This window comes from Microbacterium schleiferi, from assembly GCF_015565955.1.
GTDB lineage: Bacteria > Actinomycetota > Actinomycetes > Actinomycetales > Microbacteriaceae > Microbacterium > Microbacterium schleiferi_A.
In genome coordinates this window covers 3,103,104-3,125,681 of the sequence record NZ_CP064760.1, presented here as the reverse complement: position 1 = coordinate 3,125,681, position 22,578 = coordinate 3,103,104, and the positions used below count along the sequence as shown (strand labels likewise).

At 68.1% G+C, this 22,578-nt stretch carries 25 protein-coding genes, 1 tRNA gene and 1 pseudogene; 13 read left to right on the top strand and 14 right to left on the bottom strand.

Annotation, left to right across the window (positions count from 1 at the left end):
- Positions 1-62 precede the first annotated feature (62 nt).
- The 7 genes from IT882_RS15175 to IT882_RS15145 all read right to left on the bottom strand — a co-directional run bounded on the left by IT882_RS15175 (position 63) and on the right by IT882_RS15145 (position 4,165).
- Positions 63-374 carry a hypothetical protein gene (locus IT882_RS15175; protein WP_195692534.1) on the bottom strand — a complete coding sequence of 104 codons (312 nt, stop codon included), beginning with the start codon at positions 372-374 and terminating at the stop codon, positions 63-65.
- Between the two features lie 908 nt (positions 375-1,282).
- Positions 1,283-1,966 carry a hypothetical protein gene (locus IT882_RS15170; protein ID WP_195692533.1) on the bottom strand — a complete coding sequence of 228 codons (684 nt, stop codon included), beginning with the start codon at positions 1,964-1,966 and terminating at the stop codon, positions 1,283-1,285.
- Positions 1,963-2,364: a hypothetical protein gene (locus IT882_RS15165; protein WP_195692532.1), complete on the bottom strand. Its 402-nt coding sequence runs from the start codon at positions 2,362-2,364 to the stop codon at positions 1,963-1,965. Before IT882_RS15165 ends, IT882_RS15170 begins: the two co-directional genes overlap by 4 nt.
- Complete coding sequence (locus IT882_RS15160; protein WP_195692531.1) at positions 2,361-2,588, bottom strand: hypothetical protein; 228 nt, start codon at positions 2,586-2,588, stop codon at positions 2,361-2,363. The genes IT882_RS15165 and IT882_RS15160 overlap by 4 nt, the downstream gene beginning before the upstream one ends.
- A gap of 3 nt (positions 2,589-2,591) precedes the next feature.
- Positions 2,592-3,044, bottom strand: coding sequence for a helix-turn-helix domain-containing protein (locus IT882_RS15155; protein ID WP_195692530.1), 453 nt, complete (start codon positions 3,042-3,044; stop codon positions 2,592-2,594).
- Positions 3,045-3,227: 183 nt separating this feature from the next.
- Entirely contained in the window at positions 3,228-3,776 is a 549-nt protein-coding gene (locus IT882_RS17415; protein ID WP_195692529.1) for a helix-turn-helix domain-containing protein, read from the bottom strand.
- A 134-nt stretch (positions 3,777-3,910) separates the two neighbouring features.
- The gene (locus IT882_RS15145; RefSeq protein ID WP_195692528.1) at positions 3,911-4,165 is read right to left on the bottom strand and encodes a hypothetical protein; all 255 of its coding nucleotides are present in this window, start codon (positions 4,163-4,165) and stop codon (positions 3,911-3,913) included.
- A gap of 321 nt (positions 4,166-4,486) precedes the next feature.
- Between IT882_RS15145 and IT882_RS15140 the strand changes: the two genes are divergently transcribed.
- On the top strand, positions 4,487-5,686 hold the full coding sequence (locus IT882_RS15140) for a tyrosine-type recombinase/integrase (RefSeq protein WP_195692527.1): 1,200 nt from the start codon (positions 4,487-4,489) through the stop codon (positions 5,684-5,686).
- 16 nt (positions 5,687-5,702) lie between these two features.
- On the opposite strand, the gene IT882_RS15135 is transcribed toward IT882_RS15140, so the two are convergent.
- Positions 5,703-5,776: transfer RNA gene (locus IT882_RS15135), tRNA-Gly, on the bottom strand.
- A 60-nt stretch (positions 5,777-5,836) separates the two neighbouring features.
- Here IT882_RS15135 and dcd point away from each other — a divergent pair.
- The gene (gene dcd, locus IT882_RS15130; RefSeq protein WP_195692526.1) at positions 5,837-6,442 is read left to right on the top strand and encodes a dCTP deaminase; all 606 of its coding nucleotides are present in this window, start codon (positions 5,837-5,839) and stop codon (positions 6,440-6,442) included.
- A 69-nt stretch (positions 6,443-6,511) separates the two neighbouring features.
- On the opposite strand, the gene IT882_RS15125 is transcribed toward dcd, so the two are convergent.
- A complete protein-coding gene (locus IT882_RS15125; RefSeq protein ID WP_195692525.1) occupies positions 6,512-7,252 on the bottom strand; it encodes a hypothetical protein in 741 nt (246 codons plus the stop codon).
- A gap of 365 nt (positions 7,253-7,617) precedes the next feature.
- Here IT882_RS15125 and IT882_RS15120 point away from each other — a divergent pair, with 365 nt between their 5' ends.
- Positions 7,618-7,980 carry a MarR family winged helix-turn-helix transcriptional regulator gene (locus IT882_RS15120; protein WP_229382180.1) on the top strand — a complete coding sequence of 121 codons (363 nt, stop codon included), beginning with the start codon at positions 7,618-7,620 and terminating at the stop codon, positions 7,978-7,980.
- Positions 7,981-8,384: 404 nt separating this feature from the next.
- Here the strand turns inward: IT882_RS15120 and IT882_RS15115 are convergent, their stop codons facing one another.
- Together IT882_RS15115 and IT882_RS16770 are read right to left on the bottom strand one after the other, a co-directional pair.
- A complete protein-coding gene (locus IT882_RS15115; RefSeq protein ID WP_229382179.1) occupies positions 8,385-9,500 on the bottom strand; it encodes an MFS transporter in 1,116 nt (371 codons plus the stop codon).
- Positions 9,473-9,838, bottom strand: a complete 366-nt coding sequence (locus IT882_RS16770; protein ID WP_229382178.1) for a hypothetical protein — start codon at positions 9,836-9,838, stop codon at positions 9,473-9,475. Before IT882_RS16770 ends, IT882_RS15115 begins: the two co-directional genes overlap by 28 nt.
- A 62-nt stretch (positions 9,839-9,900) precedes the next feature.
- Here IT882_RS16770 and IT882_RS15110 point away from each other — a divergent pair, with 62 nt between their 5' ends.
- From IT882_RS15110 to IT882_RS15100, 3 genes are read left to right on the top strand one after another with little or no spacing between them, the layout of a single operon-like run.
- The gene (locus IT882_RS15110; protein WP_195692524.1) at positions 9,901-10,389 is read left to right on the top strand and encodes a cation:proton antiporter regulatory subunit; all 489 of its coding nucleotides are present in this window, start codon (positions 9,901-9,903) and stop codon (positions 10,387-10,389) included.
- A 3-nt stretch (positions 10,390-10,392) separates the two neighbouring features.
- Positions 10,393-11,601 carry a cation:proton antiporter gene (locus tag IT882_RS15105; RefSeq protein ID WP_195692523.1) on the top strand — a complete coding sequence of 403 codons (1,209 nt, stop codon included), beginning with the start codon at positions 10,393-10,395 and terminating at the stop codon, positions 11,599-11,601.
- 15 nt (positions 11,602-11,616) lie between these two features.
- Positions 11,617-12,234, top strand: a complete 618-nt coding sequence (locus tag IT882_RS15100; protein WP_195692522.1) for a hypothetical protein — start codon at positions 11,617-11,619, stop codon at positions 12,232-12,234.
- Between the two features lie 91 nt (positions 12,235-12,325).
- Here IT882_RS15100 and IT882_RS15095 read toward each other — a convergent pair whose 3' ends face one another.
- Positions 12,326-12,892: a GNAT family N-acetyltransferase gene (locus IT882_RS15095; RefSeq protein ID WP_195692521.1), complete on the bottom strand. Its 567-nt coding sequence runs from the start codon at positions 12,890-12,892 to the stop codon at positions 12,326-12,328.
- 176 nt (positions 12,893-13,068) lie between these two features.
- Here IT882_RS15095 and dnaK point away from each other — a divergent pair, with 176 nt between their 5' ends.
- From dnaK to IT882_RS15070, 5 genes and pseudogenes are all read left to right on the top strand, one after another.
- On the top strand, positions 13,069-14,937 hold the full coding sequence (dnaK, locus tag IT882_RS15090; protein ID WP_195692520.1) for a molecular chaperone DnaK: 1,869 nt from the start codon (positions 13,069-13,071) through the stop codon (positions 14,935-14,937).
- Positions 14,938-14,948: 11 nt separating this feature from the next.
- The gene (locus IT882_RS15085) at positions 14,949-15,584 is read left to right on the top strand and encodes a nucleotide exchange factor GrpE (RefSeq protein WP_195692519.1); all 636 of its coding nucleotides are present in this window, start codon (positions 14,949-14,951) and stop codon (positions 15,582-15,584) included.
- Positions 15,585-15,599: 15 nt separating this feature from the next.
- Positions 15,600-16,591: pseudogene (locus IT882_RS15080) on the top strand (DnaJ C-terminal domain-containing protein).
- A 20-nt stretch (positions 16,592-16,611) separates the two neighbouring features.
- A complete protein-coding gene (locus IT882_RS15075) occupies positions 16,612-17,076 on the top strand; it encodes a heat shock protein transcriptional repressor HspR (RefSeq protein ID WP_195692518.1) in 465 nt (154 codons plus the stop codon).
- A gap of 31 nt (positions 17,077-17,107) precedes the next feature.
- Positions 17,108-18,184, top strand: coding sequence for a DUF998 domain-containing protein (locus IT882_RS15070; RefSeq protein ID WP_195692517.1), 1,077 nt, complete (start codon positions 17,108-17,110; stop codon positions 18,182-18,184).
- Here IT882_RS15070 and IT882_RS15065 read toward each other — a convergent pair.
- Positions 18,171-19,454 (bottom strand): ion channel protein, encoded by a 1,284-nt coding sequence (locus IT882_RS15065; RefSeq protein ID WP_195692516.1) that lies wholly within the window; start codon positions 19,452-19,454, stop codon positions 18,171-18,173. The two genes, IT882_RS15070 and IT882_RS15065, sit on opposite strands and share 14 nt — an antisense overlap.
- A 10-nt stretch (positions 19,455-19,464) precedes the next feature.
- Positions 19,465-21,171: a SulP family inorganic anion transporter gene (locus IT882_RS15060; protein WP_229382177.1), complete on the bottom strand. Its 1,707-nt coding sequence runs from the start codon at positions 21,169-21,171 to the stop codon at positions 19,465-19,467.
- 126 nt (positions 21,172-21,297) lie between these two features.
- Between IT882_RS15060 and IT882_RS15055 the strand changes: the two genes are divergently transcribed.
- Positions 21,298-21,672 carry an SHOCT domain-containing protein gene (locus IT882_RS15055; protein ID WP_195692515.1) on the top strand — a complete coding sequence of 125 codons (375 nt, stop codon included), beginning with the start codon at positions 21,298-21,300 and terminating at the stop codon, positions 21,670-21,672.
- A 122-nt stretch (positions 21,673-21,794) separates the two neighbouring features.
- A complete protein-coding gene (locus IT882_RS15050; protein WP_195692514.1) occupies positions 21,795-22,553 on the top strand; it encodes a potassium channel family protein in 759 nt (252 codons plus the stop codon).
- The last annotated feature ends 25 nt before the right edge of the window (positions 22,554-22,578 follow it).

The following is a 22,578-nucleotide window of genomic DNA, read 5'->3' as shown; positions in this document are numbered from 1 at the left end:
TGGACGACCGGGATGCGACGCCCGGAACTCAACCCTGCCCTCGACGCGTCACCGCGCCCCGATCATGCCGCCCCGGCACACCCACGGCTCATCGGTGGATCGAGGCTAAGCGAGTCAGTGTCGGGAACAGTGCGCGCCTCCAGGCCGAGTTGGTCGAACGACCCGTCACCGTCCTCATCCCACACCTCACGTGGATCAAGAGCGTCGACGCGCTCCCTGCTTACCCCGACGGCTATGCCGTCGTGTGTGGATACTGGGATGCCCCCGAGGGAGGGAGACGTGATCGCCGTTGGCGCCCAGGTCGAGTCGTCAAAGACGATGAACGACGCACCGTCCCAGCTGTAGCGGTGGGCGACGACAGTGCCCCACCCCACCAATCTTCAACATCCTCAATCTGGGGATCCGCGCCGGTGAGCTGAGTGAGGAAGGAAGTCATCGGCTCCGCCTCAAACGCAACCGTTCCCTCGTCGCCATCGATCGTGTATTCAAGTCCGTCGAGCGTGAACACAATTGAGTCGGGCTGGTCCGGAGATCGAACGGGTTCGGATGTTGACTCGGGCGAGATCGGTGTTTCATTTGGGGCGGAGGCGGGGCTGCCTGACTGGCAGGCGCTGAGCAGGAGCGCAGCGGCGGCAATTGCGAGACCTGCGAGCGGGCGCATGCCCCGAGCGTAACGCTCCAGAGTCTGGCGCCGCACGTGGGGCTATTGGAGGGGCTGACGGGAAATCGTCCCCACCGCCACTCCACACGGCACTGCGTGCCGCGCGGAGCCTCCAGCGGCGTGGGCCCACCCGCAGGCAGGTCGGTTCCTACGGCACTCACAAGTATGGCCCGCTGCACCGCCTGCGGCGGCACATCGGGCAATTGGAGGGGCTGACGGGAATCGAACCCGCGCTGTCTGCTTGGGAAGCAGGGAGCAGGCCATGAGTGAGGGCCCGGATTACCGCGTGATACTGCGGAGGCGGGCCCTCCTCCATGCCACCCCGTGATAGCGAGTTATGGCACGTGATAGCCCCTAGTGGCACGAATCTGGCACGGCCTGAGCCCCTCATGCGAGGCATTGGCGATGCCAGGCTGTTGCATCTTCGGGCCCCTCTGGGCTGTGGATAGAGATTCGAGGCTGGAGCACCACCAGGAGCCGTGAGAGCCGCACAGAGCGACGAACGGGCACAGGGTGGGGGGAGAGGGCCTGGACGGTGTGAAAGTCGCTCAGACGGGCGCACACGGCGCGAGGGGCGGACCAGCCGGGTAGGCCAGCCCGCCCCTCGGCGGTGATCGGTGGTCAGGCGTCCACCGGGGTCGCCGCGAGCGACTCCACGAGCCGCGGGATCGAACCCGACTCAGGGGCCGGTGCGGCAAGAGCGTCACCGTCCATCAGGAGGTCGAACGCTTCCGCGTCCGCCTCACGGAGGAGCACGAGCCCGTCGAACGGAATCTCACCCGTCGCCGCGAGGCCCTCCAGGATGGTGCGCCACGCGACGGCGGGGGCGTTCGTGCGCTCGATGGCGGCGATGCGCTCGGCGGCGGGGTCCACCTGCACGAGCCGATCCCACACCGCGCCCTGGATGAACTCCACGACCGTCTCGGGCTGGGAGTCCTCCAGGACCTCGGGCATCGTCTCCAGCGCGTCGAGGATTGCGGCGAGGCGCACACGGTCGGCGTCCCGGATGATGCTCGGGAGGTCACGCCCGGCGTCGAGGAGCGCGCGCACCTTCGACCACTGGTGAGCCTGGAGCGCGATGTCGTCGGCACCCTTCGGCGCGAGCGCGTCGAGGATGGGCTGGCGGTCGGGCGCGGTCGGTGCGACCGGCATGGCGGCGGTGATGCGTCCACGGATCGCATCGACCTCCCGGCGCTGGCGGGCGCGGAGCCCCTCCGGCGTCAGGTGCGGGTCGAGGGAGAGTGCCGTGGCGAGGAGGTCGGCACGAGCCTGGACGGTGGACTGAATGAGCGTCGCGGTGTTCACGAGCGCCCCCTTTCATCGGTGTTGGTGCTCACCACGTGAGCGATTCGACCCACCTGCAGGTGGGAGGTCATGCGGCCGAGGCGGATGCATCCCCGGCATGTGCCCTTGGAGTCGGTGCCCCAGAGGAATCGGACATGCCCGTGCGGGCAGAGCGTCCAGTTGCCGCCGTGGTCCCGCTGGGCGTTGTGCCGGGTGCACGCGGGACCGTAGGCGTCGAGGTCCGTGCTGATCCGCACCGGCTTGCCGTGCGAGTTGATGACGATGTGCGTCGGGTGATCGAGGAGCGCCCAGCCCGACGATGGCCGGTCGCAGTCGGGGTGAGAGCAGGGGAGGCCAACGGCGGAGCCACGCTCTCGCTTCAGCGCGTAGTGCACCTGGTCATACGATGGTGCGCTCATCGCGGCCCCCTCTCGGCGCGGAGGGCCTCCAGACGGGCCTCTGCTCGCTGTGCGCGGTGACGCTGGGCCGCGGCCTCCGCGCTGAGCGCACCCGTGTAGGCCGTGATGGTCGAGCGCACCGGCTCGGGCAGGGCGGTGAGCGCGCTCCGGTACGGCAGGAACGCGGCCTTGGCGCGAGCGCGGGCGAGGTCTACGTCGCTCGGTCGGGGGGCGCTGTGCACCACGGGTCAGCCCTCCCCGTTCACGAGCCGGTCGAGGAGGCTCCCCACCTGCTCCAGGCCCGCCGTGTGCGCCGCATCGAGGTTGAGGAGCCGCGCGCGGCGCTCCATCACCTTCAGGCACCCCTCCGCGGCCCGCACATCGCCCGCAACTGCGGCGGGGAACAGCCCGCGGAAGATCGCATCGAGCCGGTCGAGTTCGAGCAGACGCAGTTCGTTCGCCTCCTCACGCGGGATCGCCGCGAGGGCGTGGCTCAGCCACGTGTAAACGGTGCGGGGGTGCACCTTCAGGTGCGCGGCGATGACCTCGACGGAGATGCCCGCACGGCGCATCTGGAGCGCCTTCGCCTTGCGGGTCGCACGGGCGACGCGGGCGGGAACGCCCTTCGGTGCGGGCCGGTCCCCGAGGAGGTATTCCGCGGCGAGGTCGGCGGTGGCCGGGTCGTGCTGTGGGGTGCTCATCTCGCACCCTCCTCTCTGTCGTTACGGAGGCCGCACCCGCAGTAGCCGGATACGGGGTCGAAGACGTGCCGATGCGCTGATGCGCGAGCACGTGAGGTCGGAGGCGGCTGGCGTCGTTGCTCATCCGGCACGCTGAACGCTGGGAGGAGAGCCGAGAGGCGAGCCTGACCATCCGCATTCACGTCATCCGCTCCATCCCCCTCTGGGGGGTGCCGCGCGAAGCGCGGTGGGGGTAGATGTGTCTACTTCCTGTGTGTTCTTCACTGTGTCTACTTCGCTACCCACAGTGAGGAGCCTGAGCACCCCACCATGAGGAGCCTGGGCGTCACCATGAGGAGCCTGGCCCTCGGGCGATCCGGCCTCAGGCTCCCCACGGTGAGGAGCCTGAGCGCGTCGGCGTTCGGACTTCGACAGTGGGCGGTCGGGCTTCGGAGGGAGGCTCGGGCGTTCGACCACGCGATAGACCGTCGCCTGGTGCTGGCGACCCGGCTCAGCAACTTCGAGGAGGCCCACCTGCACGAGACGCTTCACCGCACGCGCCGCCGTGCTCTCGCTCGTGCCCGTCTCATGCGCGATGGTCGGGTAGGACGGCCAGGCAAGTCCATCTGCATCCGCACGCGACCGCACAGCGACGTAGACGAAGCCCTCGGCGGCGGTCAGTCCGAGTGCGGGCACGGCGTGGCGGGTGAGCCAGTCCGGGATGCGCGCGAAGCCGTCTCTCGTCTCGGTCATCGCTCACCCTCAGCAACTGCGGCGAGCGCGAACGCGGCCAGGTGCGCGTCGAAGCGGTCGAGCGCGGCGAGCATCGAGACGAACGGCTCCGAGGTCTGCTGTGTCGTGTCCATCAGGGTCACCCTCCGGACGGCTCAGTGAGTGAGCGCGACGGGCGCGAGCGGCACGTCGTACCCGAGTGAGCGCAGGAGCGGGATCGTCAGCACTCGGATGGATCGCCCGCGCACGTCAGCATCGACGCGACCCTCGCGCACGTCCTCGTAGGCCTTCGGTCGGCTCCGGTCCGCCAGGAGGGCGTACTCCTCGACCGTGATGGTGGGGACCGGGTGAGCGAGCAGGCGCGCTGTGAGAGCGGCGCGCTCCTCGGTCTTGTCGATTCGTGCGGGCATCGGGTGGACCTCCTCGGGGTCGCGTAGATAGGTGCGTCCCCGGGTCCTTCCCGGTGGGTTGGCGTCGAGCGTGTCTGGCTCCGGCCCTCCTGGTCTGTCGTGCTGACCATTGCCTCAATCCTATACCCGCTGGCACGCGCTGTCCCGCGCTAGAATGGATAGAAACCGCAGATCAGGTGACATTTTGTCACCCCGGCCAGGAGCGAGGAACACGAGATGAGCGGCGCAAAACAGAAAGCGAACCGGGCATCGTTCGGCAATGTCAGAAAGTTGCCGTCCGGGCGTTTCCAGGCCCGATACCCCGACCCTGCGGGCCGATCCATGACCGCGCCCAGCACCTTCGAGACGAAGCGCGACGCCCTCGACTACCTCGCCGGAATCCGCGCCGACCGGATGCGAGGCACCTACCGTGACCACCGCGCCGGAGACGCGCCGTTCGGGCCCTACGCGATGGAGTGGGTCGCGAACGGCGGTTCACGGGGCAGACTCGCGCCGAAGACGCGCGCGAACAACGAGGACCTCCTCGCCGGGCTCCTCTCGCCGCTCCACGATCACGCGCTCTCGTCCATCACGCCCGCCGTCGTGCGCTCCTGGTACAGCCGGGCGCGCAAGGACCTCGCGGCCACGCTGAAGCGGCGCGCGGAGGAGGCGCGGCGCAAGGTGGTGGAGGCGGCGAAGCGGCGCGGCGTGGAGCCCCCGGAGGCCCCGCCCATCCCCACGGGTGAATCGCGGCTCCGGCAGGCGTATACCCTCCTGCGCTCCATCCTCCAGACCGCCGTGCGTGACGGGCTGATCGGGTCGAACCCCTGCCAGATCGTCGGTGCCGGGTCCGTGGCTCACCCGGAGCGCCCGCTGATGACGCCCGAGGCGCTCGCCGCCATCGTCAACGCCATGCCGGAGCAGTGGACGCTCCCCGTCCGCGTGATGTTCGGCGCTCACCTGCGCGTCGGTGAACTCGTGGCGCTCCAGCGCGGCGACTACGCCGATGGGGTGCTCAGGGTGGAGCGGCAGACGATCAGGGTGCGGGGTGAGTTCATCACGACGGCCACCAAGACGGGCAACGCGCGCTCGGTGGCGCTTCCTCCCCGCATCGCCGCCGAGGTAGAGGCGCACCTTGCGGCGACCTCCGGGTTTGGCAAGTCGCCGCTGTTCCCTCGCGCCGATGGGGAGGCGATCACGGGGAACGCGCTCGGGCAGGCGTGGCGCAAGGCGGCGCGGAGCATCGGCCTGGGGCAGTTCCACGTGCACGACGTGAGGCACGCGGGGCTGACGATGGCGGCGCAGGGTGGCGCTACGACGCGCGAACTCATGGCCCGCGCCGGGCACTCCACGGCGCGGGCGGCGCTCATCTACCAGCACGCCGCGGAGGAGAGGAACGTCGCCATCGCGGCGACCCTCGACACCCTCGCTGGGGCGGCTCTGGAGGCCCGTCCTTCGAGCGTTACTGGCACGGGGATGGCACGAACGGGCCTGGAGGCGGTCATCCGGCTCGAACTCACGGCCGATGGATTGCCGGTCTGACCTGGGGATAATCCTGTGGAGGGGCTGACGGGAATCGAACCCGCGCTGTCTGCTTGGGAAGCAGAAGTTCTGCCATTGAACTACAGCCCCGTGCGCCGAGGCGCCCCGCCAGCATAGCAAGGGGCGCGCGAGGGGTCGTAGGCTGGGCTCGTGCTGCTCTCGGACCGCGACATCCGCCACGAAGTTTCCACTGGGCGGGTCGCGCTCGACCCGTGGGATGCCGAGATGGTGCAGCCCTCGAGCGTCGACGTTCGCCTCGATCGGTACTTCCGGCTGTTCGATAACCACAAGTACCCGTTCATCGATCCGGCCGTCGACCAGCCCGACCTCACCCGGCTCATCGAGGTAGCGCCCGACGAGCCGTTCATCCTGCATCCCGGAGAGTTCGCTCTGGGCGCGACGTTCGAACAGGTGACTCTTCCCGACGACATCGCCGCTCGGCTGGAGGGAAAGTCATCCCTCGGGCGACTCGGCCTCCTCACGCACTCGACAGCCGGATTCATCGATCCCGGTTTCTCGGGCCACGTCACGCTGGAGCTGTCGAACGTCGCAACGCTGCCGATCACGCTGTGGCCGGGGATGAAGATCGGTCAGCTGTGCTTCTTCCGGCTCTCCTCGCCCGCTGAAAACCCCTACGGCTCTGGCCCGTACGGCAACCGCTATCAGGGTCAGCGGGGTCCGACAGCGTCGCGCTCGCACCAGAACTTTCACCGCACGGATGTCGGAACGCGATCCGCAGGATCACCCGGCGCCTAGTCATCCGTTCTCGGGCTGACTGCTTCGGCCACGCCCGTGACCGAAGCAGCTGAGTGAGATCGATTCGCGTCAGCTCGCCGCGGAATCGCGACCGCGCGCGTAGCCGGCGTCGAAACCTCGCTCGTAGGCACGCTCGCGGCGCCCGTGGCCGCCGGGACTGCCGTGCCCGTGACCGCCGTGGCCGTGACCGCGCCCGTGGCCGTGGCCACGTCCGAAACCTTGGCCGTCGTGGCACGGACGCGCATCGTCGACGTCAGCCTCGAACCCCCGCCCGAAGCCCGGGCGGAAGCCGGGTCCGAAACCTGGGCGGAAGCCTGGACCGAAGCCAGGCCCGAACGGACCACCGCGGCGCGAGCGCCCGAACCGACCAAACCCGGTGGGTGAGTTGAGGTCGTCGACCTCGTCCCCGCCGAGTTCCCGAGCGATCGCCTGCAGCGACGCGACAGTGGTCGCGTAGTCCTCGGGCGAGACGGCGCCGGAGACGCGCTCGCGAATTCCGGACACGATCTCGGCGAGACGTTCCTTCATTTCGCGGCCGGCGTCGGTGAGTGTCCACTCGCCCGATCCGGTCTGTTCGATCCATCCGCGCTCCTCGAGCCGGCGCATCCGCTTGCCGCGGGGTACGCGTGCCCAGGCGTGCGTCCCGTCGACGACGTTCAGCAGCATCCAGTCACGCCGATCAGCGCCGGACTCGGCGAGGCGGTCGTCGAACTCGCGGGTGATCAGGGCGTCGACCAGGCGCAGCCACGAGCCGAGCGGGCGGTCGTCGGCGGGGGAGGTGTTGTCGTTGGGTGGTTGTTGCGCGTTCATGGTGAATCCTCTCTGGCGGGCGGGGCCCGCGGGGTTCCGGGACGCTCGATCGGCGTCGCGGTCGGAAGTGCATGCTCTGTAGCATGTAGTTGTATGGTGACATGTATTCGGTATCCATGTCAACTCGCATGTAAATTGGAAGGATGCCGAACTCGCCCTCCGACCCCATCGATCAGATCGCGGCGGCGCTGGTTCGCCTGCGCGGGCGGGGTGGGCCGCGCGGATGGATGCCCCCGGGGCCGCACGGCTCGCACGATCACTCCTCCCAGGACGAGGGGGGTCACGGCGGTCGGCGGCACCACCGCGGCGGTCCTGGCTTCGGTCCGCCAGGAGGCTGGGGGCCGTGGGCGGGACCGATGGGGCCGATGGCACAGCGCGGCGCCGCCCGCATCTCGGGACCGGCACGGATGCGCGTGCTCGAGGTGCTGGCATCCAGCGATCATCCGCTCACTGTGAGCGAGCTCGGCGAGGCGATCGGCGTCGATCAGCCCCGTGCGTCACGCCTGGTGCAGCAGGGCGTCGAGTTCGGACTCGTGCGTCGAGAGGCCGATCCCGACGACGCCCGACGCACGCGGATCGTCCTCACCGAGAAGGGTGAGACCTTCGTCCGCGGCTTTCGTGATCAGCGCCGCGACGCGATCACGACGGCTCTGGCATCCTTCTCGGATGCCGAACGCGCCGACCTTGCCCACCTGCTGACCAAGCTGGCCGACGCCTGGCCGACCTGACTCAAGCTGCTGCAACGCCGCTGCCCGCGCCGGGCTGACCTCACCGAGGTAGGACGAATCACCGGCGTAGGACGGATGCTGCCCGCATCGTCCTGCCTGCCGGATTTCTCCTACATCCGCGACGCTGGCGCCGCCCGCAGGCCACCTTCGCGCTGACCTCACCGGGGTAGGACCAATCACCGGCGTAGGACGGATGCTGCGCACATCGTCCTACCTCGCGGATGGGGCCTACATCCGCGACGCCGGGCGCGACCCTCTGATGTCCTCGGCTACTCAGGCGCCGCGCTCAGACCGCCTCCGCGCTGACCGCACCGGGGTAGGACGAGTCGCCGAGGTAGGACGGATGCCGTCTGCATCGTCCTACCTCGCGGAATTCGCCTACCTCGGCGACCCGGGCGCGGGGCTCAGATGGTCGAGCGCTTGGGCAGCCGCACGAACAGCAGCAGGATGAGGCCGAGCAGCAGCACCAGTCCGATGCCGAGAACCCCGAAGATCGTCGAGCCGAAGGCCGCGATGAATACTGTCCACATCAGCGGGGACAGGAAGCTCGCAACGCGCCCGGTGGTGGCGTACAGGCCGAAGATCTCGCCCTGCATCCCGGTCGGCGTAACGCGGGCGAGCAGGGAGCGGCTCGCGGCCTGCGCCGGGCCGACCATGGCGGAGAGGATGAGGCCTCCGATCCAGAAGATGACGGCACCCAGATCGTGGAACGCGAACACCACGAACGCCATGAGCACGAGCGTCGTGAGCGCGACGACGATGACGGCCTTCGCGCCGAACCTGTCGTCGAAACGCCCCGCGATGATCGTTGACAGACCCGCCACGACATTGGCGGCAATCGCGAACAGGATGACGTCGGTCGGCCCGAACCCGAAGGCGACGGCCGCGAGCACACCGCCGAACGCGAAGACACCGGCGAGGCCGTCGCGGTAGACGGCGCTCGCGGCGAGGAACCAGAACGTGGGTCGGTGCTCCCGGAACAGGCGAGCGATGTCCTTGACGAGCACAACGTAGCTGCGGAAAAACCCCACGCTCTGACCCGGAGCAGTGGGCGCGGGCTCGGGCACATTCCGGAAGAGCGGGATCGAGAACAGGATCGTCCACACCCCGCATCCGACGGCGATGAGGCGGTACGCGAGCCCGTCGGAGGTGTCCATCCCGAACCAGTCGGCGAAGGTGAGCGCGACCACGATCACGAGCGCGACGATTCCGCCGATGTACCCCATGCCCCAGCCGAGGCCGCTGACCTTGCCGACGGTCTTCGGGGTCGAGACCTGCACGAGCAGGGCGTTGTAGTTGACCCCCGCGATCTCCGAGATCACCGCACCGATCGCCAGAACCGCGGCGCCGTACCAGAAGAAGACCGGCTGGGCGTAGACGAAGAAGAGCGCGAACTGCACCAGCGCGAGCAGCATCGTGAACACGAACAGCCACCGCTTCTTGCTTCCGCGGCGGTCAGCTTGCTGGCCGAGGACGGGCGCGAGAAACAGGATCAGCAGCCCCGCGATAGTGGTGACCAAGCCGTACCCGCTGGTGAGATCGGCGAGCGCCCCCTCTTTGACCGCGGACGTGTCGGGCAGCGCCGCGATGTCGGGGGCAGGAAGCTGTCGGAGACGAGGTAGAGGGCGGCGAAGACGAACGTCAGGATGACGGAGTTGAACGGCTGGGTGGCCCAGTCCCAGAACGCCCACGAAATGACCTGCTTGCGGGGTATTTCGCGTTCCTCTGTCGAGTCCTGGAACAGCACCGCAACGCTCTCGAGAGCATCGGTGTCGGTGGTGGGCGGAGGCGTCGGTACTGCGCTCGGGTCGGATGCCGAGGCCCGGGGACGGCGGAGTTCGGGCTCACTGTCGCTCATTCGCCATACGCTAGGGCCCCAGAGTGAACGTTGGGTAGCCCTTTTGGTGCGAAGATGGGCGCATGCCCGTTCACGTGGAGCGCGCCGAACTGCCCGGTATCGGCATCCGTCACGACATTCTCACCGACGATGGTCGGCGTCTGTCGGTGGTCAACTTCCGCGACGGTGGGCGCGAGATCGCGATCTCGGATGAGGACGACCCCGACCGTTGCGGTGACACGCTCGCGTTGACGGATGACGAGGCCACGGCCCTGTCGGAAGTGCTCGGTGGGTCGGTGATCCTGACGCAACTGGCGGGACTGCAGGAGGCGTTCGCCGGCCTGCAGATGGAGAAGATTCCCGTGCGGGCAGATTCCCCGTACGTCGGGCGCCCCCTCGGGGACACGAAAGCGCGCACTCTCACGCGCTGCTCGATCGTGGCTATCGTGCGGGAGTCGGGTGTCATCCCGGCGCCCGAGCCCTCCGACGCGTTGCGCGCCGGGGACACCCTCGTCGTCGTCGGTACCCGTGAGGGCCTTGAGCACCTGGTCCGGATCCTGAACGGCGCCTGATCGATGCATGATGGCGCGCTGCTCTTTCTTGAGATCGGCGCGCTGCTGTTTGGCATTGCGCTGCTGGGTCGCCTCGCGGGGCGCATCGGGATCTCACCGATTCCCCTGATCCTGCTGGGCGGGCTCGCCTTCGGCGAGGGCGGCATTCTGCCGATCTCGCAGGGCGAGGAGTTCATCGAGGTCGGCGCCGAGATCGGCGTCATCCTGCTGCTGGTGATGCTCGGTCTCGAGTACAACGCCAAAGAGCTGATGGGCAGCCTCAATCGTTCGCGGGTGGCCGGCGGATTCGACATGGCCCTGAACGCGATTCCCGGCGCCATCGCCGGTTTCGTCCTCGGGTGGGGACCGGTGGGCGCCCTCGTGCTGGCCGGGATCACGTGGATCTCCTCATCCGGCGTCGTCGCGAAGCTCCTGCAAGACCTCGGGCGCCTCCCCAACCGGGAGACGCCGACGATCCTCTCGATCCTCGTGATCGAAGACCTGGCCATGGCGTTCTACCTGCCCGTCCTGACCGCCGTCCTCATCGGCATGGATCTTGCCGCCGGCGCGATCAGCGTGACGATCGCCCTCGCGGCAGTGCTGCTCATCCTCTGGGTCGCGCTCCGGCACGGACCGCTCGTCTCCAAGCTCGTCTGGTCCAAGCGCGCGGATGTGCTGCTGCTGTCGGTGCTGGGGCTCACGCTGATCGTCGCCGGACTTGCCGCCGAGGCCAACGTGTCGGCCGCGGTCGGGGCGTTCCTGGTCGGGATCGCGATCTCGGGTCCCGCCGCGGAACACGCGACGCAGGTCCTCACCCCGCTTCGTGACCTGTTCGCGGCGGTGTTCTTCTTGTTCTTCGGACTGTCGACCAACCCCGCCGACCTTCCGCCGGTTCTCGTCCCCGCGCTCATCCTCGCGATCGTCACGATGGCCACGAAGGTGCTCACCGGGTACCTCGCGGCACGCAAAGCCGGCATCGCCGAACCCGGTCGCTGGCGCGCTGGATTCGCCCTCACGCCACGCGGAGAGTTCTCGATCGTCATCGCGGGGCTCGCCGTGTCAGCCGGCGCTGACCGATCGCTGGCCGCGCTCGCCACGGCATACGTGCTCATCACCATCGTCATCGGTCCGCTCCTGGCTCGTCTTCCCGACACCGAGCGCTTCGATCGCTGGGCCAAGGGCAGGCAGAAGGCGCGACGGATGCGGCAGCGAGCGGCGGCGGCCGAGGCCTGACGGTACGGTGTGCACATGATGACGCCAGCGTCAGCCGACGAGCCCCGCGATGATGGCCGATCGGGGAGCGCGCACGATGGCCTCGAGGCCGCCCCCGAGGGTGGTTCGTCGATGCAGCGGCGGTATGACCGGCTCTTCAACACCGGTGGGCACCGTGCGGTCGGCGCCTATCTTCGAGAGCGGATCTACGCCACCTTCACGGGCTTGGCGATCGTGCTCGTGGTTGCCGGTTCCGATCATGAGGACGCCGACCACGCACTGCTCGCGCTGTTGTTCGGCGTGCTCGGTATCACGATCGCGGGGCTGGTGTCAGACATGGTCTCGCACCTCGCGGTGGAAGGTGAGTTTCCCCACGGCGCAGACTGGGTCGTGCTCATACGTGTCGCGGGCGGCGGCCTATCGACGGTTGTCGTGCCGGGCGGTCTGATGCTGCTCGGCTGGCTCGAGATCATCGACCTGTCCACGGCGATAAGCGCCGCCGCGATCGTCTACATCGCCACCCTCGGCCTGATCGGCTGGCTCGCCGTGCGTCGCTCGCACGCACGGTGGTGGGAGCGGGCAGTCGCTCTCGGCATCCTGATCGGACTCGGGTTTCTCGTGATCGCGCTGCAGACCCTCGCCAAGCTCGTGTGAGCTGCCTTCGCGCTCCAACTCCTGCAAAAGGGAGGGCAGTCACGGCGCGTAGCCCGCGTCGCTGCAATTTGCAGGAGTTGGAGCGCGCAGCTTACGCGCGTGCCCGTCGATAGTCCTGCTCGAGGATCGCGAAGATGGCGGTGTCGACCCACTCGCCCTTGAGCCAGAGGTTCTCGCGTAAGTGGGCCTCCTGACGCATGCCGAGCCGCTGGCACACGGCCGCAGAGGCGTCATTGCGCGGATCGAGCTCCGCGGTCACGCGATGCATGCCGAGGTCGTCGAACGCGAGGCGGAGGAACATCGCAGCGGCTTCGGTCGCGTACCCCTTGCCCCGCTCGGATGCCGACAGCAGCCACCCGATCTCGGCAGTGCGGTCGTCGGTGCTGGCCAGGCGGAAGTAGAGCGTCCCGACAAGCCGACCATCGGCATCGCGGATGGCCGGCTGTACGTAATCGCCGGCCTTCTCGAGGCTGTCGCGGGCGCCGTCGCGAGCGATGGCGTCCGCGACCTGCTCCCGCGACCGAGCCTCGTACATCATGTAGCGCACGATCGACGCGTCTCCCTGGATGGTGCTCAGCGCATCGAGGTCATCGGCGCGCAGCAGATCCAGGGTCACGCGTTCGCCGAGCAGCGGGGCGAAGCGCCAGGGAAGGTTCACGCGATCATTATCGTTCCTGCAAACTTGATATGACTCGACTCAGGTTCAGTTGACAGGCGTTGAGGGGATCGCTACGCTTGAGCCATCGCGACTCAACCTCGTGCGTAGCCGCTCGGGAAGCCGCGAGTCGACTTTTCAACCGGAACATCGCTTCCACGCAAAACAAGGAGAATCAGATGCCACGTGCAGTGGGAATCGACCTCGGAACCACCAACTCCGTCGTCAGCGTCCTCGAGGGCGGCGAGCCCAAGGTCATCGCCAACGCCGAGGGCTTCCGTACCACCCCCTCGGTGGTTGCCTTCACGAAGGATGGCGAGGTGCTCGTCGGCGAGACCGCGAAGCGCCAGGCCGTCACCAACGTCGACCGCACCGTCTCGTCGGTCAAGCGCCACATGGGCACCGACTGGACCTTCGATGTCGACGGCAAGAAGTACACGCCGCAGGAGATCTCGGCCCGTATCCTCGCCAAGCTCAAGCACGACGCCGAGCAGTACCTCGGCGACTCGGTGACGGATGCCGTCATCACCGTTCCCGCGTACTTCAACGACGCCGAGCGTCAGGCCACGAAGGAAGCCGGCGAGATCGCAGGCCTCAACGTCCTGCGCATCATCAATGAGCCGACCGCTGCCGCGCTGGCCTATGGCCTCGACCGCGGCAAGGAGGATGAGCTCATCCTCGTCTTCGACCTCGGTGGTGGAACCTTCGATGTCTCCCTGCTCGAGGTGGGCAAGGACGATGACTTCTCGACGATCCAGGTGCGCTCGACCGCCGGTGACAACCGCCTCGGTGGCGACGACTGGGACCAGCGCGTCGTCGACTACCTGATCAAGCAGTTCAAGGACACGACAGGTGTGGATGTCTCGGGCGACAAGATCGCCCTGCAGCGTCTCAAGGAGGCTGCGGAACAGGCCAAGAAGGAGCTGTCGAGCTCGGCATCGACGAGCGTGAACCTGCCCTACCTGTCGCTGACCGAGAACGGCCCGGTGTCGCTGTCCGAGACGATCACCCGCGCGAAGTTCGAGGACCTCACCAAGGACCTGCTCGACCGCACCAAGAAGCCGTTCGAGGACGTCATCCGCGAAGCCGGCATCAAGGTTGACGACATCGACCATGTCGTGCTCGTCGGCGGATCGACCCGTATGCCCGCCGTGGGCGACCTGGTCAAGAAGGAGACCGGCGGCAAGGAGCCCAACAAGGGCGTCAACCCGGATGAGGTCGTCGCCGTCGGCGCCGCCCTGCAGGCCGGCGTCCTCAAGGGCGAGCGCAAGGATGTGCTGCTGATCGATGTCACCCCGCTGAGCCTCGGTATCGAGACCAAGGGCGGCATCATGACCAAGCTCATCGAGCGCAACACGGCGATCCCGACCAAGCGCAGCGAGACCTTCACGACCGCCGACGACAACCAGCCGTCGGTCGCGATCCAGGTCTTCCAGGGCGAGCGCGAGTTCACGCGCGACAACAAGCCGCTGGGCACGTTCGAGCTCACCGGTATCGCTCCGGCGCCGCGCGGCATCCCGCAGGTCGAGGTGACCTTCGACATCGACGCGAACGGCATCGTGCACGTGTCCGCCAAGGACAAGGGCACGGGCAAGGAGCAGTCGATGACGATCACCGGTGGCTCGTCGCTGCCGAAGGACGACATCGAGCGCATGGTTCGCGAGGCCGAGGAGCACGCCGCGGAAGACAAGAAGCGTCGTGAGTCCGCCGAGACCCGCAACCAGGCAGAGACCCTCTCGTACTCGATCGAGAAGCTCATCAAGGACAACGAGGACAAGCTGCCCGACGACGTCAAGACCTCGGTGCAGGCCGATGTCGATGCGCTCAAGACGGCGCTGGCCGGCGACGATGACGACGCGGTGAAGACCGCGTTCGACAAGCTGAACCAGAGCCAGTCGCAGCTGGGTGAAGCCATCTACCAGGCAGGGCAAGCCGCGGGCGAGAACCCCGACCCGGCCGCCAGCGAGCCGGGCTCGGGCGACGTGCCCAACCCCGACGAGGATGTCATCGACGCCGAGGTCGTCGAGGACGAAGACGACAAGAAGTAAGCGAAGAAATCATGGCACGCAAGGACGACGAAGAGCCCACCCCTTCGGAGAAGGACTCCGGAGTCGGACCTGATGGCGCTGCTGACGATGCGGCAACGCCGGGACCGGAGGACACCTCCGCCGGTCCCGGCGGCGCCGGCGCTGAGCAGGACGACCTCACGGTCGACGACATCCTCGGCGCCGCGCAGTCGGCGGATGCCGCAGCCGCGGAGGATGTCGTACTCGCTGACCTGGAGTCGGCGCTGCTGACAGACCTCAAGCGGTTGCAGGCCGAGTACGCGAACTATCGCCGCCGCACGGAGGAACAGCGGGAGATCGAGATCGAGCGCGCCCAGGGCGCGGTCGCGAAGGGGCTTATCCCTGTGCTCGATGACCTCGACCGCGCCGACAAGCACGGGGATCTCGAGGAGGGCACGCCCTTCTCGGCGATCGCGGACAAGATCCGTACCGTCGCCGAGCGGCTCGGTGTCACCTCCTACGGCGAAGCCGGCGAGGTGTTCGACCCGCAGCAGCACGAGGCGATCTTCCAGCAGCCCACCCCCGGGGCTACCGAAACCACGATCCTCGAGGTCGTGGAGGTCGGCTATCGTCTCGGGACGATTGAGCTTCGCCCCGCGAAGGTCGTCGTCGCCGTGCCGGCTGAGTAGCACGGAGGACAATCGATGGCCAGTCAAGACTGGTTCGACAAGGACTTCTACACGGTCCTCGGGGTCTCGAAGGATGTCTCCGCAGCGGACCTGAAGAAGACATACCGCAAACTCGCCCGCCAGTATCACCCCGACTCCAACGCCGGCGACGCCTCGGCCGAAGCCCGGTTCAAGGAGATCAGCGAGGCGTATGCGGTGCTCTCGGATCCTGAGCAGCGCGAGGAGTACGACCAGATCCGCGCTATGGGTTCCGGCGCCCGCTTCACAGCGGGCGGCCAGGGCGCGGGCGGGTTCGAGGACGTCTTCAGCAGGTTCGGACAGAGCCGGGGCGGATACAGCTACGAGAGCGCCGACTTCGACGACATCTTCTCGATGTTCGGTCAAGGGGGCGGAACCTCGTTCGGCTCGGGCAGGTTCGGGCAGCCCTCCGGAGGTTTCCGCGGCTACGGAGGACCGACGCGTGGGGCCGACGTGACCGCCCGCACGACGATCGATTTCGTCACCGCCACCAAGGGCGAGACGATCACGCTGCAATCCGAGGATGGCCACCCGTTCAAGGTGAAGATCCCCGCGGGTGTCGCCGACGGCCAGAAGATCCGGCTGCGTGGTCGCGGCCGTCCCTCCCCGGACGGTGGTGAGAACGGCGATATCGTCGTCCAGGTCTCCGTGCGTCCGCACCCGGTGTTCACGCGCGACGGCCTGAATCTGCGCGTCGTCGTCCCCGTGACCTACACCGAAGCGGTGTTCGGCGCGACGATCGAGGTTCCCACCCTCGGGGGCGACCCGGTCAAGCTGCGGGTCGCCCCCGGCACCCCTCGGGACGGGTCCTGCGCGTCAAGGGCCGCGGTGTGCAGACGCAGAAGGGAACGGGTGATCTCCTCGCCGAAGTGCAGATCGCCGTCCCCACCCATGTCGATGGTGCAGCCCGTGAGGCGCTCGAGAAGTACCGCGAGGTTGAACCGAAAGAGAACCCGCGCGCCGAACTGCTCGCCCGCGCGGCCACCTGACCCGGATCAAGGACACCCGGATGCCTGAACACGAGATCGACGACGAGGCCCCGATCCTGGCGATCGCGGCAGCCGCCGAGCTCGCCGGCATGCATCCGCAGACCCTGCGCCAATACGACCGGCTGGGCCTGGTCGTGCCGGCGCGCACACAGGGCGGGTCGCGCCGGTACTCGTTGCGCCACGTCGACCAGCTTCGCGAGATCGCGCGGCTGTCTGGGGAGGGAATGAGCCTTCCTGGCATCGCCCGCATCCTGGAGCTCGAGAACCGCGTTCGCGAGCTGCACACACGGGTTCGCGACCTCGAAGCGCGGGTCGAAGCCGAGCTGGCGAACCGACCCGGAGCGCGCGTTTTCGCGGCGGGACCGGGCGGGTCGGTCATCACCCTTCGGCACGGACGCCGGGTCCGCCGCGCTACGGAGATCGTGCTGTGGCGCCCCCGTCATGCCCTGCCACCGGCATCCGACACCACCGAGGACGACGACTGATCCGCTGACGGCGCTGCGCTACTCTCATGCCGTGACCGAGACCACACCGGCTCCCGCCGACACCCGCCGCGCTCACCGACTCGTCGCTGCCGAGAGTTCGGGACCCGCCGAGGAGCGAACGCTCGAGTCCCTGGGCCTGGGCGTCGGGACGGTCGCCTTCGTTGTCATCGTGCTCGTTGCGCTCGCCGTCTTCCGCTTCGAGGGCGCTCCGATCTCGGGCCCGGGCTCGCTTGGCGAGTTCTCGGCCATTGCCTCTGCTGTTGCCGGAATCCTCGCCTTCGCCGTCGGGCGCTACGTCATGCACCGCCGTGAGGGAGGACCGACTCCGAGGGTCCTGGACTATCTCGACGTCGCCGCGCTCGCCTTTGCCCACGGGATCATCGCGCTGCTTTCGTGGACCCTGCTCGCTGTCATCCTCGAGGACGCCTTCATCGGTGCCGAAGTCTTCGCCCTGCCGTTGCTGGCGCTCTCGGGCACAGCGGCGGCGATGACCGCCTACATCGTCTTCTACTCGGCGACGCACATGGACCTGCCGTTGCTCGCGGTCGTCCTGGCCGTGTTCCTCGCGGAGGGGGTGCTGGCAGCGATGCTCACCGCGAGCGACCCCTACTGGTGGAAAGACAACCTGTCCGCGCTCGGGATGACGAACGATGTGTCGGCGATGACGTTCAACCTGACCCTCATCGTCGCGGGATTCATCGTCACGACCCTCGCGCGCTACACCACCCGAGGAATCCCCACCTCACACGCCCACGGCATCCGGTGGGTTCGCCTGTGCCTCATCCTCGTCGGCGTCTTTCTCGCGTGCGTCGGGCTGTTCCCCGTCAACGACTTCTTCTGGGTGCACACCGGCTTCGCCTCCGGGATGGCTGTCGTGTTCGGGGTTCTCGTCATCCGGTTGCCTGCCTGGATCCCCGGGATCGCGCGGCCCTTCGTCGCGCTTGGCTGGCTGTTCATCGCGGTCATCGTCGTACTCGCGGTGTTCTTCGCGGTCCAGTACTACACCCTCACTGCCGTCGAACTCGTGGCAGGCATCCTGGTCTTCTCGTGGATCATCCTGTTCATCCGCAACGCGGCCGCGCTGGAGACCGACGTCAGGACGTCGTGACCGCAGCCGGCTGGTGATCCTCAATGATCATCTCCGGTGCCCGCGCGACCACGAGCCAGGTCGGCAAGATCGCGACGCACATGATCGGGAGGATGCCGATATCGCCGACCATCGCGACGGCGACGAACAGCGCGATCCAGCCATCGCGCGCGATCGCGAGGGTGAAGCCGAGGACGCCGCCGGCCAGCGCCAGTCCGAAGGGGATCGAGGGGACGAGGGCGTGTGCGACCATCCCGAAGGCGACGCCGAGGAAGATGGCGGGAAAGACCCGGCCGCCGCGGAAGCCGAAGGATGCCGCAACGACGAGCGCCGCAAGTTTGATTCCGACGATGGCCAGGAGGGTCGCCCACCCGATCGAGCCGTTGAGGGCGACCAGTTGAGCGCTTTGCTCAAGCCCCTTGAAGAGCGTGAGCGGACCCCCGAGCGCCCCGAGGCCACCGAGAATCAGACCACCAGCGAGGCTCAGGAGGAGCGGATTCGGCATCCGCCGACGCAGGAACGGATGCAGGGCCTTGAACGCGATGATCCCGACCAGGGCGACAGCGGCGCCGACAGCGGCGATCACGGAGGCCGAGACAAGATCGATCGCCCGGGGGTCGGTGTAGGGAGCGATGCTGCCGATCGCGCCCAGTCCGCCGCCCAGAACGAGTGCCGTGACCGTTCCAGTGGCAGCGGAGACGAGGGGTAGGAACAGCTTGTCCCACAGCGCACCGCCGCCAGAGGCGAGGGCGCCGGTGAACACGAGCGCCGCAGCGACGGGCGTGCCGAACAGGGCGCCGATCGTGCCGGCGGCGGTGAGGATGACGACGAGTTGCACCGGAATCGCGGGCCACAGGCGGGTGACGATCCACACCGCCAGGGCCGTGTTGATCGCAATGATCGGGCTCTCGGGTCCGAGGCTCACGCCACCGATGAGGGTCAGGAGGACGGCGACCACGATGCTCGGGACGACGCGCGCCGGCTGCGGCGGTGCGATGAGCTCGACTGTCGCAGAGTCCTGCCCGCCGTGACCGGGCATCTTCCACACGACCACGCCGACCAGGAAACCGGTGAGCGCGAGGACGCCGAAGATCCACCACGGTGAATCGCCGCTCGCGCCGACCGACGCCGGCAGCGCATCCCACACCCAGTACGCGCCCACGTGCGCGACCTCGTCGAGCGCCCACAGCATGACACCTGACAGGATGCCGATGAGAGCGGCGGGAATCGACAGTGCAATGAGCGTGCGAGAACTGCTCGCGAAGGCCCACGGGTTCGGAGGGGAATCCATGACGCTCACCCTAGGGGGAGGTCTCGCCCGCGGGCGACGACGCGTCCGGGGTGGTCGCGCTCGGCCCCTCCGACGGGCCCGCGGCCGAGAGGGAGTCAGCGGCCTCGCGATTGGTCGCGAACACGAGCTCACCCGCGATGATCCCGAGCCGGCCCAGACGCGGCAGGAGGTGCTCTCTCGGTCGGCTGAAGGCGAGGCGGATGCCGCGCTCGGTCAACCAGCCCCGTAGACCCGTCAGCGCCTCGGCAGCCGTCACATCGGCATCCGTGACCGACTCGAGGTCGATCACCACGTGGTGCACGGGAGCATCGGCGGCCTCGACGCTTGCCTTGACCGCGCCGACGAAGCTTGCCGCGTTCGCGAAGAACAGCGGCGCCGAGAGCCGAAGGATCAGCACGCCGGGAGCTGTCAGTGTGCCCGGCCCGGCAGTCTCCAGGATCGCCCCGCCGTCCTCACCCGCGGCGAGGACGTCCACCGGGGCCGCGGCTGCGCGCCGCGTCACAGTGATGAGGGCAAGCACGAACGCCACGGCGATCCCGGCGATCGTGCCGACCAGGAGCGTGACGGCGAAGCAGACGGCGGCGACGACGAACTCGCCGCGCTCGACGCGCCAGAGCCTGGTCAGCTCACGAATCCCCAGCAGCGGCAGGATGGCGACGGCGACGACCGCGCCGATAGCAGGAGAGGGGATCAGCGCGAGGGCAGAAGTGCCGAACAGCAGCAACAGGAGAGTGCCGGCCGCCGTGACGATCGACGGTAGCTGCGATCGGGCTCCGGCTTGCTCCATCGCGGCGCTGCGCGAGGTCGACGAACCGATGGCGAAGCTCCCGCTCGCGCCCGCCGCGATGTTCGTGAGACCGAAGGCGAGGAGATCGCGATTGGGCTCTGTGCGATACCGGTGCCGCTCACCGTACGAGCGCGACAGCAGCAGGCCTTCGGCGACGGTGACCAGTGTGAGGGCGAGCGCCGACGGGACCAGAGCGATCCAGGTTCCCCAGTCCAGGATCGGCCACGTCACGCTGGGCATGCCGCCGGTCACCTCCCCGAGCACATCGACCCCGGCCTGGTCGGCGCCGGTGATCGCGACGACGGCTGTCGACACCACGATCACGACGAGCGCCCAGGGGGCGACGCGGACCCAGCGCCTGCCCACCAGCAGGATCATCAGGGAGCCCACCGAGATGCACAGGGCCCAGACGTTTGTCTGGGGAAGCCCCGTGGCCAGCTGCCCGAGCTTTTCGAGGAACTCTGACCCGGATTCGATCGGAACCCCCAGCATCTTCGCGATCTGTGAGACCAGGATGTCGAGGGCAAGCCCCGCGACGAAGCCGACGAGGATCGGCGCCGAGAGGAAGTTCGCGAGGAACCCGAGCCGGAAGACCGCCATCACGACGAAGGCGATACCCGAGATGATTGCCTGCGCCATCGCCATGACCAGGTACTGATCGGAGCCGGCGACCGCCAGCCCTCCGACCGACGACGCCACCAGAGCCGCAGCCGCGGCATCCGGGGACGCGACGACGTGACGCGATGAGGTGACTGCGACGAAGATGATCGTCGGCACTATCAGCGCGTAGAGTCCGGCGGTCGGCGGCAGCCCCGCGATCTGGGCGTACCCGATGTTCAGCGGCACGGCGATCGCGAGCAGGGTCACTCCCGCGAGGAGGTCTCGGCCGACGGAGCGGGCGGTGAGGCCGGCGAGGGGTCTGATGGTCACGTCGCGAGAGTTTATGAGCGGGCGCCCCTGCGCGATTCACCCGAGAAGGGTGATGTGTCCCCCGCCCGCCGGCCCGAAGGTTGTTCGGGCGCGATCGTCGCGCCGACCATGGAAGGACCCCACCCGATGAACTTTTGGGAATTCATCATCTGGATGCTGTGGGCGTACGTGTTCGTCGCCTATCTGTTCCTGCTCTTCTCGATCCTCGCCGACCTCGTACGCGACCAGAATCTGGGCGGCTGGGCCAAGGCTGTCTGGATCATCTTCCTCATCTTCGTGCCCATCCTCACTGCGCTGATCTATCTGATCGCCCGCGGGAAGGGGATGGCTCAGCGAGGCATCGCGCAGGCCGAGGCTGCGCGGCGGGAGACCGACGACTACATCCGGGCAACGGCCGGCACGAGCACGACCGACGAGATCGCCAAGGCCGCGCAGCTGCGCGAGGCCGGCACGATCACGGCGGAAGAGTTCGAGAAGATCAAGGCGAAGGCCCTCGCCTGAGCTCCGTCCGGCGGCGTCCCGCGGCATCCGCGCCCCGTTGGCGTGGTTCTGCTCCGGTGGCGCCGCCGGACTTGCGGCTCGTCCACCCCGGACCATGCCGTGAGCCTCACTACTCTCGGACCATGACCGAAGAACGCTGGCAAAGACTGACCTACTGGCCGCTGGTCGTCGCATCCCTCGCATTCATCGTCGCCTACTCGTGGCAGGTGATCGCCAATCTCCAGGGCCCCGAGTATGCCGGCATGCGCACCGTCATGGCAGCGACCTGGGTGGTCTTCGCCATCGACTACCTCGTTCGGTTGGGCCTGGCCCCCAAGAAGGGTCCCTGGTTTCGGGGACACCTCTTCGATCTTGCCGTGGTGGTCCTGCCGGTTCTCAAACCTCTGCGTCTGGTTCGCGCGATCACCGAGATCCAGAAGATGTCCAAGGGCGATCAGCTCCGCACACAGGCCGCGATCCTTGCGGGCGGCACCGTCGCCATCCTCATCTGGATCTGCTCGTTGGCGGTCTTGGACGTCGAGCGCCCCGCGCCCGGCGCGAACATCCTCAACTTCGGCGACGCCATCTGGTGGGCCTTCGTCACTGTCACAACTGTCGGCTACGGCGACCTGTATCCGATCACCGCGTGGGGGCGGATCGTCGCCGTGGTCCTGATGTCCGTGGGCATCGGCGTCGTCGGGGTGGTCACTGCCACCACGGCGTCGTGGTTCGTGGAGCGTGCGGCGACCCTCGCAGGAAACGATGATCAGGAGGCTGCCACGCGAGGGCAGGTGCGGAGCCTCGCCCGTCAGCTGGAGACCGTGGCCAAGGCGCTGCCGAAGGATGCCGAGAAGGTGCTGCCTCGGCACAAAGAGGCGGAACCCCCGCACCCCTCCGCGTGACGGCCGGTTCCGAGGATCGGCGCGG